14 protein-coding genes and 1 riboswitch are annotated in these 16,255 nt (G+C 61.2%); of the genes, 8 read left to right on the top strand and 6 right to left on the bottom strand.

Features of this window, described 5'->3' with window-relative positions:
• Positions 1-174: 174 nt before the first annotated feature.
• Together J0F90_RS12645 and J0F90_RS12640 are read left to right on the top strand one after the other, a co-directional pair.
• Positions 175-1,002, top strand: coding sequence for an AraC family transcriptional regulator (locus J0F90_RS12645; RefSeq protein ID WP_016927631.1), 828 nt, complete (start codon positions 175-177; stop codon positions 1,000-1,002).
• Positions 1,003-1,100: 98 nt separating this feature from the next.
• Positions 1,101-2,069, top strand: coding sequence for a DMT family transporter (locus tag J0F90_RS12640; protein ID WP_033640212.1), 969 nt, complete (start codon positions 1,101-1,103; stop codon positions 2,067-2,069).
• Positions 2,070-2,096: 27 nt separating this feature from the next.
• Here J0F90_RS12640 and fusA read toward each other — a convergent pair whose 3' ends face one another.
• Both fusA and J0F90_RS12630 read right to left on the bottom strand, forming a co-directional pair.
• A complete protein-coding gene (gene fusA / locus J0F90_RS12635) occupies positions 2,097-4,202 on the bottom strand; it encodes an elongation factor G (protein WP_033640213.1) in 2,106 nt (701 codons plus the stop codon).
• Between the two features lie 237 nt (positions 4,203-4,439).
• A complete protein-coding gene (locus J0F90_RS12630; protein ID WP_016927634.1) occupies positions 4,440-4,688 on the bottom strand; it encodes a CsbD family protein in 249 nt (82 codons plus the stop codon).
• 221 nt (positions 4,689-4,909) lie between these two features.
• On the opposite strand from J0F90_RS12630, the gene J0F90_RS12625 reads away from it, so the two are divergent.
• A complete protein-coding gene (locus tag J0F90_RS12625) occupies positions 4,910-6,406 on the top strand; it encodes an alpha/beta hydrolase (protein ID WP_033640214.1) in 1,497 nt (498 codons plus the stop codon).
• 33 nt (positions 6,407-6,439) lie between these two features.
• On the opposite strand, the gene J0F90_RS12620 is transcribed toward J0F90_RS12625, so the two are convergent.
• The 3 genes from J0F90_RS12620 to J0F90_RS12610 are packed head-to-tail and all read right to left on the bottom strand — an operon-like array spanning position 6,440 to position 10,107.
• Positions 6,440-7,477 carry an ABC transporter ATP-binding protein gene (locus J0F90_RS12620; RefSeq protein WP_033640215.1) on the bottom strand — a complete coding sequence of 346 codons (1,038 nt, stop codon included), beginning with the start codon at positions 7,475-7,477 and terminating at the stop codon, positions 6,440-6,442.
• The gene (locus J0F90_RS12615) at positions 7,474-9,057 is read right to left on the bottom strand and encodes an ABC transporter permease (RefSeq protein WP_033640216.1); all 1,584 of its coding nucleotides are present in this window, start codon (positions 9,055-9,057) and stop codon (positions 7,474-7,476) included. The genes J0F90_RS12620 and J0F90_RS12615 overlap by 4 nt, the downstream gene beginning before the upstream one ends.
• 33 nt (positions 9,058-9,090) lie before the next feature.
• Positions 9,091-10,107: an iron ABC transporter substrate-binding protein gene (locus J0F90_RS12610; protein ID WP_016927639.1), complete on the bottom strand. Its 1,017-nt coding sequence runs from the start codon at positions 10,105-10,107 to the stop codon at positions 9,091-9,093.
• A gap of 411 nt (positions 10,108-10,518) precedes the next feature.
• Between J0F90_RS12610 and J0F90_RS12605 the strand changes: the two genes are divergently transcribed.
• The 5 genes from J0F90_RS12605 to J0F90_RS12585 all read left to right on the top strand — a co-directional run bounded on the left by J0F90_RS12605 (position 10,519) and on the right by J0F90_RS12585 (position 15,463).
• Positions 10,519-12,138, top strand: a complete 1,620-nt coding sequence (locus J0F90_RS12605; protein WP_033640217.1) for an ABC transporter substrate-binding protein — start codon at positions 10,519-10,521, stop codon at positions 12,136-12,138.
• A 141-nt stretch (positions 12,139-12,279) separates the two neighbouring features.
• Positions 12,280-12,453: riboswitch (M-box (ykoK) riboswitch) on the top strand.
• Between the two features lie 75 nt (positions 12,454-12,528).
• Positions 12,529-13,551, top strand: coding sequence for a magnesium transporter (locus J0F90_RS12600; RefSeq protein ID WP_033640218.1), 1,023 nt, complete (start codon positions 12,529-12,531; stop codon positions 13,549-13,551).
• A 129-nt stretch (positions 13,552-13,680) separates the two neighbouring features.
• On the top strand, positions 13,681-13,773 hold the full coding sequence (gene mgtS / locus J0F90_RS12595) for a protein MgtS (RefSeq protein ID WP_004938109.1): 93 nt from the start codon (positions 13,681-13,683) through the stop codon (positions 13,771-13,773).
• 107 nt (positions 13,774-13,880) lie between these two features.
• Complete coding sequence (locus J0F90_RS12590; RefSeq protein ID WP_004938106.1) at positions 13,881-14,060, top strand: hypothetical protein; 180 nt, start codon at positions 13,881-13,883, stop codon at positions 14,058-14,060.
• Between the two features lie 26 nt (positions 14,061-14,086).
• Positions 14,087-15,463, top strand: a complete 1,377-nt coding sequence (locus J0F90_RS12585) for a cation diffusion facilitator family transporter (RefSeq protein WP_033640219.1) — start codon at positions 14,087-14,089, stop codon at positions 15,461-15,463.
• Here J0F90_RS12585 and J0F90_RS12580 read toward each other — a convergent pair.
• The gene (locus J0F90_RS12580) at positions 15,406-16,251 is read right to left on the bottom strand and encodes an inositol monophosphatase family protein (protein WP_033640220.1); all 846 of its coding nucleotides are present in this window, start codon (positions 16,249-16,251) and stop codon (positions 15,406-15,408) included. The genes J0F90_RS12585 and J0F90_RS12580 overlap by 58 nt on opposite strands.
• Positions 16,252-16,255 lie beyond the last annotated feature (4 nt).

Raw genomic sequence — 16,255 nt, 5'->3', positions numbered from 1 at the left:
ATCAGGGGCCGCTGAGTTTCGCGATGCGGCGCGACTGAATGGGACAGGGACCTTAACCCTACGCCGAATGGCGGCGATCGTCCAGGCGAGGGGCACGAAAGGACCAGAGCGGCTACTCAATCGGCGATGTTTTGGCTATGCTGAGCAGATTGTCAGCACGGATGAGGAGGTCGGGTGCAAGGGGTACCACAACAGTTTCCGTTCGAAAAGGATTGCGCGCAGTTCAGGCATTTGTCGCATCTGCCCGGCGTCGAACTCTATCAGGCGCATATCGAACGCTATGCCTTCGAGCCGCATACCCATGACGCCTTCGCCATCGGCACCGTGGATGCCGGGGCGGAGCGTTTTCGCTATCGCGGGGCGCAGCACCTGGCGGCGCCGGGCGCGCTGGTGCTGATGAATCCTGATGAGCTGCATACCGGCGAAGCCGAAACGCCGGGCGGTTGGTGTTACCGCATGCTCTATCTGGCGCCCGAGGCGCTGGAGCAGCTGTCCGGCGATAGGAGCCAGTGGTTTACCGAGGCGGTGCGCCACGATCCGCGGGCGGCGCAGCGCCTGTCCGCCATTCTCGCCACGCTGTGGCAAACCGACGATCCGCTCACGCTCGATGGCCTGCTGCTGGAGGCCGTCGAGCTGTTGCACCCGCACATCCGCACCGGGCAGCGGGAAAAAGCCGAGGCGGCGCACCGTTTCGAGGTGGTGAAAAGCTATCTGCGCGATAACTTCGCCGAGGCCGTGACCCTTAACCAACTGGCCGAGCTGGTGTCGCTCAGCCCGTACCATTTCCTGCGCAAGTTCAAGGCCGAATACCACGTCTCGCCGCAGCAGATGCTGATGGCGATCCGGCTGTCGCAGGCCAAACGCATGCTGGAGCGCGGCATGCCCGCCGCACAGGTGGCGGCGGCGGCGGGGTTGACCGATCAGGCGCACCTGACGCGCGCCTTCGCCAATCGTTACGGTGTCACGCCAGTGCGTTTCCAGAAACAGGTGAAATTGGGCTAAAACAGCAACCTGCTACAATAATTCCTCCCCGCGTTTTCGCTACTCTGCCGCTGTCTTGTCGGGCGGGTTGGCCGCGCCGGCCGTTTGTCGGAGTCGTTATGTTCATTGGCGTTGTGTTTGCCCTGGCCGCCGGGCTGATGTGGGGACTGATTTTCGTCGGCCCGCTGCTGGTGCCGGACTATCCCGCCGCGCTGCAGTCCACCGGGCGCTATCTGGCCTTTGGGCTGATTACCTTGCCGCTGGCGTGGTTTGATCGTCGCCGTCTGCGCAAGCTGCGGCGTCAGGATTGGCTGGAAGCGCTCAAGCTGACGGCCATCGGCAATCTGCTGTACTACCTGTGCCTGGCCAGCGCCATTCAGCGCACCGGGGCGCCGGTGTCGACCATGATCATCGGCACCTTGCCGGTGGTGATCGCCATTTGCGCCAATCTGTTTTACGGCCGGCATGACGGGCGCCTGGCCTGGGGCCAGCTGGCGCCGGCGCTGCTGCTGATCGTCTGCGGGTTAGCGTGCGTGAACGTCGCCGAGCTGCGCGGCAATGCGGTGCCGATCGACGGCTGGCGCTATCTCAGCGGTCTTGGGCTGGCCGTGTTGGCGGTGGCGTGCTGGACCTGGTTCCCGCTGCGCAATTCACGCTGGCTGCGGGAGAATCCGACGCAGCGGCCGGCCACCTGGGCCACGGCGCAAGGGCTGGTGACGCTGCCGCTGGCGCTGCTGGGCTATCTGGCGGTCTGCGGCCAATTGGCGCTGAGCGAACCGGCGTTCGCCTTGCCGTTCGGCCCGCGCCCCGAGGTGTTTATCCCGCTGATGCTGGTTATTGGCGTGTTCTGCTCCTGGCTGGGGGCGCTGTGCTGGAACGAAGCCAGCCAGCGGCTGCCGACGGTGTTGGTGGGGCCGCTCATCGTGTTCGAAATTTTGGCGGGGTTGGCCTATACCTTTCTGCTGCGCCAGGCCTGGCCGCCGCTGCTGACGCTGGCCGGCATCGTCTGTCTGATCGCCGGCGTGGTGTACGCCATGCGCATCAAGCCGCAGCCGGTGGTGGTGGCGCTGGAAGACAAACCGAGATAACGCCCGCCGTGGCGGCGGGCGTGAGGGTTAACGCTTGCTGTGGTGAATGATCTCTTCGGCCACGTTGCGCGGCGCTTCGGCGTAGTGACTGAATTCCATGGTGTAGGTGGCGCGGCCCTGCGACATCGAACGCAGGGTGGTCGAGTAACCGAACATCTCGGACAGCGGCACCTTGGCGCGAATCTCCTTGCCGCCGCCGCCCGGGATCTCTTCCATGCCCTGCACCAGACCGCGGCGTGAGGAGAGGTCGCCCATCACGTTGCCGGCGTAATCCTCCGGCGTTTCCACTTCCACCGACATGATCGGCTCAAGGATCACCGGATCCGCCAGACGGCAGGCGTCCTTGAAGCCGAAGATCGCCGCCATGCGGAACGCCTGTTCCGACGAGTCGACGTCATGGTAAGAACCGAAGGTCAGGTGCACTTTGACGTCCACCACCTGATAACCGGCCAGCACGCCGTTGTTCAGCGCCTCGGTCACGCCTTTTTTCACCGCCGGAATAAACTCGCCGGGAATGACGCCGCCCTTGATTTCATCGAAGAACTCGAAGCCTTTGCCGGGTTCGTTCGGCTCGACGGTCAGCACCACGTGGCCGTATTGCCCTTTACCGCCGGACTGGCGCACGAACTTGCCTTCCACGTCGGCCACCCGTTTGCGGATGGTTTCGCGGTACGACACCTGCGGCTTGCCGGTGGTGGTTTCCACCCCGAACTCGCGGCGCATGCGATCGACGATGATCTCCAGGTGCAGCTCGCCCATGCCGTAGATAAGGGTCTGGCCGGATTCTTCATCGGTACGCACGCGGAACGACGGATCTTCCGAAGAGAGCCGCTGCAGCGCGATGCCCATTTTCTCCTGATCGCCCTTGGTTTTCGGCTCGATCGCCTGGGCGATCACCGGTTCGGGGAAGGTCATGCGCTCCAGCGTAATGATGGCGCCAGGGTCGCACAGCGTATCGCCGGTGGTGACGTCCTTCAGGCCGACGCAGGCGGCGATGTCGCCGGCGTGCAGCTCGTCGATGTCCTTACGATCGTTGGCATGCATTTGCACGATGCGGCCGATGCGTTCCTTTTTGCCCTTGATCGGGTTGTAAACGCTGCTGCCTTTGGCCAGCACCCCGGAGTAGACGCGCACGAAGGTGAGTTGGCCGACGAACGGATCGGTCATCAGCTTGAACGCCAGCGCCGAGAATTTTTCATTATCGTCGGCTTTGCGGGTGATGATTTCATCGTGTTCGCCGTGGCCTTCCATCGGCGGCACGTCGAGCGGCGAGGGCATCAGCTCGATCACCGCGTCCAGCATGCGCTGCACCCCCTTGTTGCGGAACGCCGACCCGCACAGCATCGGCTGAATTTCGCCGGCGACGGTGCGCACCCGCAGCCCGTGAACGATCTCCTCTTCGCTCAGCGGCACCTGGTTAAGGTATTTCTCCATCAGTTCTTCCGAGGCTTCGGCGGCGGCCTCAATCATATTTTCACGCCACTCCTGCGCCGAGTCGCGCAGCTCTGCCGGGATCTCTTCGAAGCTGAAGTTCATGCCCTGCGAGGCTTCGTCCCACAGAATGGCTTTCATCCGCACCAGATCCACCACGCCGCTGAAGTGGTCTTCGGCGCCGATAGGAATAACGATCGGCACCGGATTGGCTTTGAGGCGCTCGATCATCATTTTGCGTACGCGGAAAAAGTCCGCGCCGATGCGGTCCATCTTGTTGACGAACGCCAGCCGCGGCACCTTGTACTTGTTGGCCTGCCGCCAGACGGTTTCCGACTGCGGCTGCACGCCGCCCACCGAGTCATAGACCATCACGGCGCCGTCCAGCACGCGCATCGAGCGCTCCACTTCAATGGTGAAATCGACGTGCCCGGGGGTGTCGATGATATTGATGCGGTGCTGCGGATAATTATGCTGCATGCCGTTCCAGAAGCAGGTGGTGGCCGCCGAGGTGATGGTGATGCCGCGCTCCTGTTCCTGCGCCATCCAGTCCATGGTCGCCGCGCCGTCATGCACTTCACCCAGCTTGTGGCTGACCCCGGTGTAAAACAGAATCCGCTCGGTGGTGGTGGTCTTGCCGGCATCGATATGCGCGGAGATGCCGATATTGCGGTAACGTTCGATAGGGGTGGTGCGAGCCATAATCAACCTTTCTTAGCCGCATGAAGGAGAGCGGCTTAAACAGCATGGATAATGGTGATAATCCTCATAGGGTTATCCGCCGGATCGCAGAGCCTCGCTCTGGTCACAAACTAATCGTAGTTGAAGGCGTTGGTTTTTTTAAGCGATGGCTGTGATAGATGAAAGTTTGCACGCAGGTGAAGAAAGGGCGAAAAAAAGGCCCGTAACGGGCCTGTTGTCGAGCGGCGCGTTCGCCGCTTATTTGCGTCCCAGCAAGAAGCCGAAAACGATGCCGACCGCCGCCGCAACGGCTACGCCGGCCAGCGGGTTGGCTTCCACCTGGGTTCTTACGCTATCCGCCGCGTCTCGGGCGGCATAGCTGGCCTGGGAGGCGTATTTGCGCGCCGCGCCGCGCACCTGATGCTCCGGAGAATCAACGGCTTTGCCGAACGCTTCTTGTACCGCACCTGCGGCTTCATTGGCTTTGTCTTCCGCTTTTCCAAACATGCTGCTCTCCTGTTCCTTGTGGGTTAACGAACCCTAAGCCTAGCAGGTGAATGGCATTTTTTGCAGCATTCTGTGCGTTATAAGATCAATCTGAGCAAAGAAAAGTCTTTCCATACGCGCGGCGTCGGCTTCACCCGCGCGTTTTTTTATGTTCTATTGGCTAGCGGTTTAACCGAGAATCTTTACCCTTTGACCGATTCGTTGAGTTGAAAGGACTCCCCATGTCAGTACTGCGTATTCTGGCGCTGCTCGCCGCGACCGCCGCCGCGTTGCCCGCTCAGGCCAAGCCTGCGCTCCACGGGGCGGCGGCCGGGAACGGCATTCGTTGGCAATCTTGTCTCAACAGCGGCTTTCAGCGCTGGTTCGATGAGGCGCCGCCGCCGGGGCTGCGCTGCGGCTATCTCGAGGTGCCGCTGGCGTACGCCACGCCGCCCGCCCATGCGGCGCAGGCGGGCGAACAGACCGTGCGTCTGGCGCTGACCCTGCAGCCCGCCACCGGGCCGAAAAAGGGCAGCGTAGTAATGATCAGCGGTGGACCGGGCCTGCCGGGCATCAACCCCTATCTGGGCAACGACGCCCATGTCGCCAAGCTGCGAAAATCCTACGACATCATCGGCTACGATCCGCGCGGCGTCGGTCAGTCGACGCCGAAAATCTCCTGCCAGCTGGCCGAAGGCGACGAAACCCCGACGCCGGACGACAACGACGTGGCCGGTGCGGAGAATCAGACGCGCGCCCTGATTGCCGCCTGCATCAAACAAACCGGCGCGGACGTGTTGCAACACATCGGCACCGACGAGGCGGTCAACGATCTGAACGCAATCCGCCAGGCGCTGGGCGAACCGGGGCTGACGGCGGTGGCGTACTCTTACGGCACCAAGGTGGCGGCGCTGTATGCCGAACGTTTTCCGAAGAAAACGCGCGCGCTGGTGCTGGACGGGGTGGTGGATCTGGCGGAGGACGATTTCACCCAGCGGCTGAACCAGGAACGGGGGTTTCAGCAAAGCTTCCTGCGCTTCACCGCCTACTGCGGCAAAACCGACAGTTGTCAGCTGGGCGGCGGCGCCAATCAGGCGCTTCAGCGCTATCACGCTTTGCTGCGCAAGCTGCACGAGCAGCCGTTCGTCACTGCGGCAGGCTATGAAATCTCCGCCGACGATGTGCTGACGGTCACGCGTTCGCTGCTGCTGTGGCCGGAGCGCTGGCATGAACTGGCGACCGTGCTGCGCCAGCTCGATGCCGGCATCGCGGGGCAGCAGGTTTCCGATCTGATCGACGAAAGCTATTCGCCGGACGCCGATGACGCCCTGAACGTCATCACCTGCGCCGACGTCGCCAACCCGACGGCCGATCCGCAGCAGTTGCGCAGGCAGCGGCAGGAGATCAATACCGCCGCTTTGTACGCTCACTACCTGCCGTTGCACGAGTATCCGCTGGAAATGTGCGATCTGTGGCCGTACCGCGGCAAAGATCGGCCGCACACCCCGGTGGCGTCCGCCGCGCTGCCGCCGCTGCTGTTCGTCGCGCAGCGCTACGATCCGACCACGCCGTACCGCAATGCCCAAGCGATGGCCGCCGCCTTTAAAAGCCCGCTGATCACCCGCGAACGCGACGGGCATACGCTGGCGCTGAACGGTATCGACAGCTGCGTTGACGAAAGCGTGGTGGATTATCTGCTGGCGCCGAAAAAGCCGCGCCGAGACAAGATTTGCCGCTGAGAAGGCCGGGGGGGCAGCCCGGCCTTAAGAGAGTCAGCCGGCGAAAATATGCGCCTGGCCCATCACGTTGAGAGTGACCTGCGCCCCGGGCTGCAGGCCTTCGCGGCTGACGGTTTTGATCTCGAGCTGTGCCCCGGTGGCCGCCATTTGCAGATTGAGGGTGGAGACGAAGCCGGCGAAATCGATGCCGGTGATCACCGCCTGGCCGCGCTGCGCCGGATCGGACAAACCGATTTGAATCTGCTCCGGGCGCAGCATGATGCGCGCCGGGCCGCTGCGTTGGCGATCGTCGACGGCGATGCGCCCCAGTGCGCAGTCGGCCCAGCCGTGCGCCAGTTCGGCGGTCAACACCAGCGTTTCGCCAAGGAAGCTGGCGGTCGGCTCATCAACCGGCCGCAGATAGAGATCCTGCGGCGCGCCCACCTGCGCCAGCCGGCCGCTGCGCATCACCGCCACCTGATCGGCGAACGACAGCGCCTCGCTCTGATCGTGGGTGACCAGAATCGATGCCACCTTGGCCTCCGTCAGCAGTTCGGCCACCGCTTTGCGGGTGGCGGCGCGCAGGCCGGTATCCAGCGCCGAGAACGGTTCATCTAGCAGCATCAGCCGGGGTTGCTGCGACAGGGCGCGCGCCAGCGCGACCCGCTGTTGCTGCCCGCCGGACAACTCGTGCGGCCACAGCGCCGCCAGACGGCGATCCAGCGCCACCATCTCCATCAGCGCCTCGATGCGCCGCTGTTTCTCGCGCTTGCCGCCTTTGAGGCCAAAACCGATGTTGCCGGCGACGGTAAAATGCGGGAACAGCGCGCCATCCTGCGGAACGAAACCGATGCCGCGCAGATGCGCAGGCACCCAGCCGCCGCCGTTGCCCATGGCTTGTCCCTGCAGCAGGATCTGGCCGCCGTCGGGGATTTCAAAGCCGGCGATGATGCGCAGCAGAGTGGTTTTGCCGGAGCCGGAAGGGCCGACGATCGCCGTGCGGCTGCCGGCGGCAACCTGCAGGTCGATGTGTTCCAGCACTCTGATGGCGTTGTAAGATTTTCCGATACCGTGCAGTTCGAGCGTGCTCATAGTCCCGCCGTGCGTTTAGATTGAGAATAAAGAAGCCAGGTGAGCGGCAATGACAGCGCCACCATAATCAGCGCATAAGGCGCGGCGGCGACGTAGTCTATCTCGCTGGTCAGCGCCCAGAAGCCGGTGGCCAGCGTGCGGGTGCCGTTCGGCGCCAGCAGCAGCGTGGCGGTCAGTTCATTGGCGATCGCCAGGAATACCAGCGCCGCGCCCGCAGCGGCGCCCGGCGCCGCCAGCCGCAGCGTGGTGCTCCACAACGCCTGCGCCGGCGATTTGCCCAGGCTGCGCGCCACGTTTTCCAATTCCACCGGCGCCTGTGCGATACCGGCGCGCAGATTGATTAGCGCCCGCGGCATAAACATCAGCAGATACGCCAGCAGCAGAGTGATTTCGGTCTGGTAAATCGGCCTGAAGCTGTGAATGGTGATGGTCACCAGCGCCAGCGCCACCACGATGCCGGGCAGCGAGCTGGTCACGTAGTTGCAGCCTTCCAGCACCCGATACAGTCGGGCCGGATAGCGTACCGAGAGCCAGGCCATCGGAATGGCGCACAGCGTGATCAGCAGCGCGCCAGCGGCGGACAGCGACAGCGTTTGCCACAGCGCGGGCCACAGCTCGGCGTTGCGCCACACCTCGAATCCACCCAGCCACAGCCAGCGGGCTAGGGTGATGAAAGGCACGCCCAACGCCAGCGCGGTCAGCGCGATCGGCAGCAGCAGCGCCAGCGCGGCGAGCGGCGGCGAAAGGCGGCGCGGCGTTTGGCTGCGGGCGCTGCCGGAACCGACGCGGGCATAGCGCGCGCGGCCGCGGCTTATCGCCTCAAGCAACAGCAGCCCCAGGCAGCACAGCACCAACACGCCGGCCAGCATGTTGGCCGCCGGGCCGTTGAAGGTCGACTGGAACTGATCGAAGATCGCGGTGGTGAAGGTATCGAAACGGATCATGGCGTACAGGCCATACTCCGCCAGCAGGTGCAGCGCGATCAGCAGCGAGCCGCCCCAGACCGCCAGTTTCAATTGAGGCAATACCACGCGGAAAAACACCGCCGGCGGCCGCGAGCCGAGTGAGGTGGCGACGTCCTCGATACCGGGATCCAGGCGGCGCAGCACGGCGGCGGCCGGCAGGTAGATAAACGGGAAATAAGCGAGCACCGAGATGAAAACGCCAGCGCCCAGGCCGTGCATCGACGGCACCAGGCTGATCCAGGCATAGCTTTGCACGAAGGCCGGCACCGCCAGCGGCGCGGTCGCCAATACCGCCCAGAGACGGCGGCCCGGCAGCGTGGTGCGTTCGGTCAACCAGGCCAGGGCCACGCCCAGCACGGCGCAGATCGGCAGCGTCAACACCACCAACAACAGAGTATTCAACAGCAGTTCCGCCACCCGTGGGCGGAAAACCAGTGCTTTGACCGTTTGCCAGCCGGTTTCAAACGCCACGCCGATAACGAATCCCAGCGGCAACAGCGCCAGCAGCGACAGCAACACGGCGCTGACCACCACGATCGCCCCTGGCCGCGGGTGACGGGGGACAACAGAATAACGCCGCGCGGTCTGCGCGGCGTGGGTACTCAGGTTTGACATAACGATCAAAAACTCTCGGTTTGCCGGCGGGCCTTACAGCAGGCCGGCCTCGGTCATCAGTTCGACAACTTTTTTACTGTTCAGCTGTGCGGCGTCTACTTTCGGTGCGTCCAGATCTTTCAGCGGCACCAGTTTCGGGTTGGAGGCCGCGCCGACGCCGACGGCGTATTCGAAGGCGTTGTTGGTGCGCAGGATTTCCTGGCCCTGTTTGCCGGTGATCCACTTGATGAACGCCTGCGCCTGCTGCTGATGCTTGCTGGAAGCCAGCACGCCGCCGCCGGAGATGCTAACGAACGCGCCAGGATCCTGATGTTTGAAGTAATACAGCTTGATGTTGTTGCTGTTTTCGCCGGTTTTCGCGCCATCCACGAACGGGTAGTAGTGATAGATCACACCGCTGTCGACCTGGCCGGCATTGACCGCTTTCATTACCGTGCTGTTGCCCTTATAGGCGGTGAAGTTGGTTTTCATCGCTTTCAGCCACGCCAGCGTGGCTTTCTCGCCTTTCAGCTCCAGCAGCGCGCTGACGATCGCCTGGAAATCGGCGCCCGATGGCGAAGCGGCCCAACGGCCTTTCCATTCCGGTTTGGCCAGATCCAGCAGTGACTTCGGCAACTGCGCGTCGCTGAGTTTGGCCGGGTTATAAACAAACACGGTAGAACGGGCGGCGATGCCGATCCAGCGGCCGTGGCTTGGGCGATATTGTGGTTCCACCTGGGCCAGCGTGGCGGCGTCCAGCGGGGCGAACAGCTTGGCGTTATCCACCAACACCATCGCCGGGGAGTTTTCCGTCAGGAACACGTCGGCAGGCGAGGCGCTGCCTTCCTGCACCAGCTGATTGCCCAGCTCGCTGTCGCCGCCGTTGCGCAGCGTGACTTTGATGCCGGTGTCTTTGGTAAACCCGTCGACCCAGGATTTCACCAGATTTTCATGCTGGGCGTTGTAAATAACGATGCCCTGGTCGGCGGAGGCCGCCTGAGCGCCAAAGGCCAGCATCATCGAGGAGGCGAGCAGGGCGACGGGGCCGAGAGATGAAATACGCAGCTTCATGCAGTTATCCTTTTTAGCGTTCGAATGAAGAAAACGAATATCGCCTGGCAAGCGCAAGCAGGCCGATTTTAGCCAAGAACATCAATAATGATAGTGAAAACGATTCGTATTAAATTATTTTTGACGATCGCTCACAAAATGAATTGCCCTAAGGATACGTTAAGCTTCGGCTGGAATAATCTATATTGATTGCCTGAATTTATGTCACCGCCGATTCACGGCGTTCCCGGCGGCAATGCCGGTCTCCGCGTTTATCCTCATGTTCTTCATCGTTCCGTCGCCAGTACTTCTTTGATAATGAAAGAAATTCAACACCGCTTTTGGTTATGACTCATAGCGATTAATAATTTAATTTATTCCACTGCCTCATTGCATATTAAACGCGATAAAACACTAATCAGGGATATCGACGTGAAATATTCATTTAATGGCAAGAAACTGGCTGGTTTAATCCTCCTGGCTTTTAACGCTACGGCTACCCATGCCGCCGAGGTGCCGGCAGGCGTTAAACTGGCGGCGGTGCAAGAGCTGGTGCGGGCCAACGGGTATGAACCGGCGACGCTGGATCCGAACCTGGCCGAGAGCAATGTGGAGTTCTATATCTTCAACGATCTGTTCGAAGGTCTGCTGCGCGTCGGAAAAGACGGCGCAGCCATCCCGGCGCTGGCGCAGAAATGGGAGCATCAGGGCAACGTCTGGACTTTCCACCTGCGGCCGCAGGCCAAATGGTCGAACGGCGACCCGGTGACCGCCGACGATTTCGTTTACAGCTGGCGGCGCCTCACCGATCCGAAAACCGCCTCGCCGTACGGCAGCTATCTGGCTTCGGCCTACGTGCTGAATGCCGCAGCGATCAACGCCGGCAGCAAACCGCCGAGCGAGCTGGGCGTCAAGGCGCTGGATGCGCACACTCTGCAGGTGACGCTGTCGGAGCCCAATTCCTATCTGCTCAAGCAACTGGTGCATTTCCCGGTTTTGCCGGTTAACCGCAAGGTGGTGGAGCAGTACGGCAAAAACTGGACGCAGCCGGCGCACTTTGTCGGCAACGGGGCGTTTCGCCTCAGCCAGTGGGTGGTGAACGAAAAGGTGGTGGTGGAACGTAACCCGCAGTATTGGGATAACGCCAATACCGTGCTCAACAAGGTAACCTTCTTGCCGATCCAGGGCTTCCCGGAAGTGGCGCGTTTTCGCGCCGGTGAGGTTGAGTTGGGGTATACCACGCCGCCGGAGCTGTATCAGCAACTGAAAAAAACGCTCGGCGAGCAACAGCTGGTGACTTATCCGCTGCTCTCCACCAGTTATTTCGCTTTCAATAATCAGCAGGCGCCGTTTAACGATGTGCGGGTGCGCCAGGCGCTGAACCTGGCGCTGGATAAAGAGATCGTCGCCGGCAAAGTGTTGGGATACGGCCAGCAGCCGGCCTGGACCTTTACCCCGACCGGCGCGGGCGGCTATCGCCTGCAGCCCGGCGCCGCGGCCGGTTTGACGCCGGAACAACGCCACGGCCAGGCGAAGCAACTGCTGGCGGAGGCCGGTTTCAACGCCGAGCATCCGCTGCGCTTTACCGTGTTGTACAGCAATGACGCCACCATCAAGAAGATCGTCATCGCCGCCGCCGCCATGTGGAAAAAGAACCTTGGCGCAGAGGCCACCTTGCAAAGCCAGGAGCGCAAAGTCACGCTGGACAATATCAACCGCGGGCAGTACAGCGTGGCCTTTACCCGCTGGCTGGCGGATTACGACGATCCTTCTACCTTCCTGAACGTGTTCCGTTCCGACAGCAGCGAGAACAGCCCCAAATACCGCAACCCGGCGTACGATCGCATTTTGCACCAGGCGACGGCGGCGCCGACACCGCAGCAGGTGCAGCAATATTTCCAGCAGGCCGAGGCGGTGCTGGCCGTCGATACGCCGGTAGCGCCGGTATACTACGAAGCCAACGCCACGCTCATCAAACCTTACGTGAAGGGGATCGACTTTACTCGTCAGGGCGCCTTATACGATAAAAACGTCTACATTCTCGAACACTGAAAAATAAAAGACGGCTGATTTATATCAGCCGTTTTTATAAATGTCCGTTTAATAACATTATCCTAAATACTCCATAAACGACGGGCAATCTTTTCTTCCCGCCGGATAAAACAACGCCTATACTGCGCCGGTAGTTTATATGCAGTATCTCGTTTGGCGAGGCTCCTATACAAACACAGGTTACTGATCTGACGACATCGAGAGATGCCCAAGGTTAAGACAGGCTTTATCGGATTAAGGTTCAGCCCAAAGTAACTTCCGAGCAACAGCTCGGATACGTTGTATAGTGCTAAAACCTGGACGCGGAGATAGGCAGTCTGCACTCCCTCTGTGGTTACGCCCCTATGCGATTCGCTGTTGAAGTTCACAACAGAAATAGGGACTGACAAAATGATCAAGTCACATCAATACTCTTCTTCTCCGGCGCTGAACGCGACTGAAACTCTCGATGAAACTTCGGTCGCCGGTTATATGAACGCCGATTTTATTACCGTTCCCGCGACGATGACGGTCAATCATGCCCGGGAATATTTACTTTCACAGCTCAAAACGGACGAAATTCCTACCCGGGTCTTTATTACCGCGGACGATTATCATCTGCGCGGCACACTGTCGGTGAAAAAACTGTTGCAGTGCGAAGAACAGGATAAAGCCGTCGGCGTGATGATGGATTACAGCTATTTCCAGGTTTCACCCGACGATGACCGCAACGACGTGGCGCATCTGCTGGGCAAAGGGGGGCTGGACGTGGTGCCGGTGGTGGCCAACAACACGCTGGTCGGCGTACTGGGCGAGCGCGAGATCGCTCGGCTGGTCGAAGATGAAAACACCGAAGACGCGCAGCGTCAGGGCGCGAGCCTGCCGCTGGACAAGCCTTATCTGGAGACCAGCCCGTGGGCGCTGTGGCGCAAACGCTCGGTGTGGTTGCTGATGTTGTTCGTCGCCGAAGCTTACACCGGCAACGTGCTGAAAGCGTTTGAAGATCAACTCGAAGCGGCGATTGCGCTGGCGTTCTTCATCCCGCTGCTGATCGGCACCGGCGGCAACAGCGGCACCCAGATCACCTCGACGCTGGTGCGCGCCATGGCGCTGGGCGAGGTCAGCCTGCGCAATCTGGGCGCGGTGATCCGCAAGGAGGTCACGACCTCGCTGCTGATCGCCGTCACCATTGGCCTGGCGGCCTGGGTGCGCGCCTGGATCATGGGCGTCGGCATGGAGGTGACGCTGGTCGTCAGCCTGTCGCTGGTGGCGATCACCGTGTGGAGCGCCATTGTTTCATCGATCATTCCGATGCTGCTGAAACGGCTCGGCATCGATCCTGCCGTGGTGTCGGCGCCGTTTATCGCCACCTTTATCGATGGCACCGGCCTGATTATTTATTTCAAAATCGCCCAGCACGTTTTGGGTATTTAAACCGCTCCGCCCGTAAAGGGCGGGAATGTGACAAACCTGAGGAGGACGTTAAAAACCATGGACGCCGACCAACCCCGATATTTAACGCAAGGGGCTTTTATCGATAACATTTAACCTGAGGACAAAATAATGGGAAACATGACTATTTTTATGGGATTCCTGGCAATGATCAGCTCGCTGGGCCTGTTGGCGGCCTATATGAGCACCAAATGGGATGATTGATGAACGCTAAAGATCCGCCTAGATGCATCCTCCCCGCGATCGCTATTTATTATGGGGAGGATTTAGCGGCGCGCTGAACGCGCAGCCTAAAACGGGAGTTGATAATAATGACGATTCTTATTCTGGGATTGCTCTACGCCATTTTAATGATCTCGGTGGGCGTTAATGAGATTTATTTTTATTCCACCGGAAAATCCAATTTTCTTACTAGCCTCATGCTGACATTCTCTGGCAGTATGCTGCTGATCGCCTTTGTCTGGCAATTATCCTCTAAAGTAAAAAAATAAATCACCGTCCGAATGTGAGCAGCATCATGCAAAATGAAAAGCAGGCCGTAGCCAGAAACTCGATGATCGCCAGCGGGTTGCTGGCTACGGGCAAATTCGTCGCCGGCATTTTCACCGGCAGTATTGGCCTGATATCCGAAGGGATCCACTCTTTTACCGATTTTATCGCCACCAGCATTACCTGGCTGGCGGTGCGCATCAGCGATAAGCCCGCCGATGACGATCACCACTTCGGCCACGGCAAGGTGGAAAACCTGGCGGCGCTGTTCGAGGTGCTGCTGTTGTTGGCTGCCGCCGGTTGGATTGTCTATGAGGCGGGCGGCAGCCTGCTCGGGCAACCGCATGAGATCGTCGCGGCGCCGGTGGTGATCGCGGTGCTGCTGATCTCCATCTGCGTCGATTTCTTCCGCGTGCGGGCGCTCAACCGCGTCGCTAAAGCGACCGACAGCGCGGCGCTGGAAGCGGATGCGCTGCATTTCTTCTCCGACATGCTTTCGTCCGGCGTGGTGCTACTGGGCATGGTGTTTGTGCTGCTGGGTTTTGGCCGTGCGGACGCCATCGCGGCGCTGATCGTCGCCGGTTTTATCTTCATCGCGGCGATTAAATTGGGTAAGCGCTCTTTCGACTCGCTGATGGACGCTGCGCCGGCCGGGACGACCGAAGACATTCGCGCCACGCTGGACAGCTTCCCGGCGGTGCTGGCTTGCGACAGCGTGCGCATTCGCAACGCCGGCGCGGTGCTGTTTGTCGAGATCACGGTGGCGGTGTGCCGCACCTTGCCGCTGGAGCGCATCGATGCGCTGAAGCGAGAGATCGTCGAACGGCTGCGGGAGCAGTACGCCAGGGCGGAATTCACCGTCATCGCGGTGCCGCAGACCCGCAGCGACGAAGACATGGCGACGCGCATTCGGGCGATCGCCGCCAACCACGGCGCGCAGGTGCAGAATGTGACCCTGCAGCAGTTGCCGACGCGTATGGCGATCGGCATGGATTTGGCGGTGCCGGCCCACGCCAGCGTGGCGCAGGCGCATGACATCGCCACGGAAATAGAAGGGATCCTGCGCCAGGCGATCGGCGAAAACACTGAAATAGAGACGCATCTGGAGCCCCAGACGCCGCATTGGCTGGCCAGCGAGGATGTCGATGCGGCGGAGCTGGCCGATATTCGGCGGATACTGCAGTCGGCGCTGGAGCAGGGGGAGATGGTGCAAGACGTCCATAACATCCGCGCGCGCAAGACCGACGGCGGCATCATCGTTAACTTCCACTGCCGGGTCTCGCCGGCGGTGACCATCGCCGCCGCGCACGATGCGGTCGATCTGATTGAACGGCGGCTGCGCGCGCTTTATCCGGCCATTACGCGCGCGATAGGGCACGTCGAGCCGATCAAGCCCGGCGTCTGAATCAGCTCGGCCAACTGCGGATAGAGCGCCGCGTTGGCCAGCAGCAGCGGGTTGCCGCGCCGCAGCCCGTCATTGTGCATAAAGTCATTCGCCATGCCGCCGGCTTCGCGCGTCAGCACAAGTCCTGGCAGGCTGTCCCAGGCGTTCATGTGCGGTTCGTAATAGCCCAGCAGCCGACCGGCGGCCACCTGGGCGGTCATCAGCGCGCCGGAGCCGCTGCGCACAAACATTCCTCCCGCCTGCAGCAGGCGACAGAGAAAGCCGCTGAATTCCTCCGCCGAAGCGCGCGGTGAAATCCCGACGCCCATCACGCCATCCGCGACGCTGCGCCCGGCATGCACGCCGATCGGTTCCCCGTTCAGGAAAGCGCCTTTGCCGCGACAGGCGCAGAACATCTCGCGGTGGTTGGGATCGTAGACCACGCCGATCGTCGGCTCGCCGTCGATCACCACGCCTATCGCGATGCACCAGGTATGCAACCCGTTCAGGAAGCAGGCGGTGCCGTCAATCGGATCGACGACCCAAATGCAGGCGGCGTTTTCGCCGCTGCCGCCGCTTTCTTCGCCGAGAAATCCGTCCAGGGGAAACCGGCGGTTGATCATGCGGCGGATCAGCGCCTCGACGCGGCGGTCGGCTTCGCTGACCACATCCTGCAGCCCCTGTTTAAACTCAACCGCCAGGCTTTGCCGCCGTTGATAAAAGCTGAAAGCGAGATCGGCGGCGGCGCGGGCGATCTCACGCGCGAAGCGGTAGCGCGCCTCGATGTCCCGTGGGGAAAGTAACGTCATGGCA

It is taken from the genome of Serratia marcescens subsp. marcescens ATCC 13880 (assembly GCF_017299535.1).
In the GTDB taxonomy this organism is placed as follows: domain Bacteria; phylum Pseudomonadota; class Gammaproteobacteria; order Enterobacterales; family Enterobacteriaceae; genus Serratia; species Serratia marcescens.
This window is presented reverse-complemented; position numbering and strand designations above follow the sequence as displayed.

Excerpts from the sequence above, each read along its gene's own strand:
- fusA (WP_033640213.1), bottom strand. The coding sequence starts at position 4,202 with ATGGCTCGCACCACCCCTATCGAACGTTACCGCAATATCGGCATCTCC.
- J0F90_RS12640 (WP_033640212.1), top strand. The coding sequence starts at position 1,101 with ATGTTCATTGGCGTTGTGTTTGCCCTGGCCGCCGGGCTGATGTGGGGA.
- J0F90_RS12610 (WP_016927639.1), bottom strand. The coding sequence starts at position 10,107 with ATGAAGCTGCGTATTTCATCTCTCGGCCCCGTCGCCCTGCTCGCCTCC.
- J0F90_RS12630 (WP_016927634.1), bottom strand. The coding sequence starts at position 4,688 with ATGTTTGGAAAAGCGGAAGACAAAGCCAATGAAGCCGCAGGTGCGGTA.
- J0F90_RS12615 (WP_033640216.1), bottom strand. The coding sequence starts at position 9,057 with ATGTCAAACCTGAGTACCCACGCCGCGCAGACCGCGCGGCGTTATTCT.
- J0F90_RS12625 (WP_033640214.1), top strand. The coding sequence starts at position 4,910 with ATGTCAGTACTGCGTATTCTGGCGCTGCTCGCCGCGACCGCCGCCGCG.
- J0F90_RS12580 (WP_033640220.1), bottom strand. The coding sequence starts at position 16,251 with ATGACGTTACTTTCCCCACGGGACATCGAGGCGCGCTACCGCTTCGCG.
- J0F90_RS12590 (WP_004938106.1), top strand. The coding sequence starts at position 13,881 with ATGACGATTCTTATTCTGGGATTGCTCTACGCCATTTTAATGATCTCG.
- J0F90_RS12585 (WP_033640219.1), top strand. The coding sequence starts at position 14,087 with ATGCAAAATGAAAAGCAGGCCGTAGCCAGAAACTCGATGATCGCCAGC.
- mgtS (WP_004938109.1), top strand. The coding sequence starts at position 13,681 with ATGGGAAACATGACTATTTTTATGGGATTCCTGGCAATGATCAGCTCG.
- J0F90_RS12620 (WP_033640215.1), bottom strand. The coding sequence starts at position 7,477 with ATGAGCACGCTCGAACTGCACGGTATCGGAAAATCTTACAACGCCATC.
- J0F90_RS12600 (WP_033640218.1), top strand. The coding sequence starts at position 12,529 with ATGATCAAGTCACATCAATACTCTTCTTCTCCGGCGCTGAACGCGACT.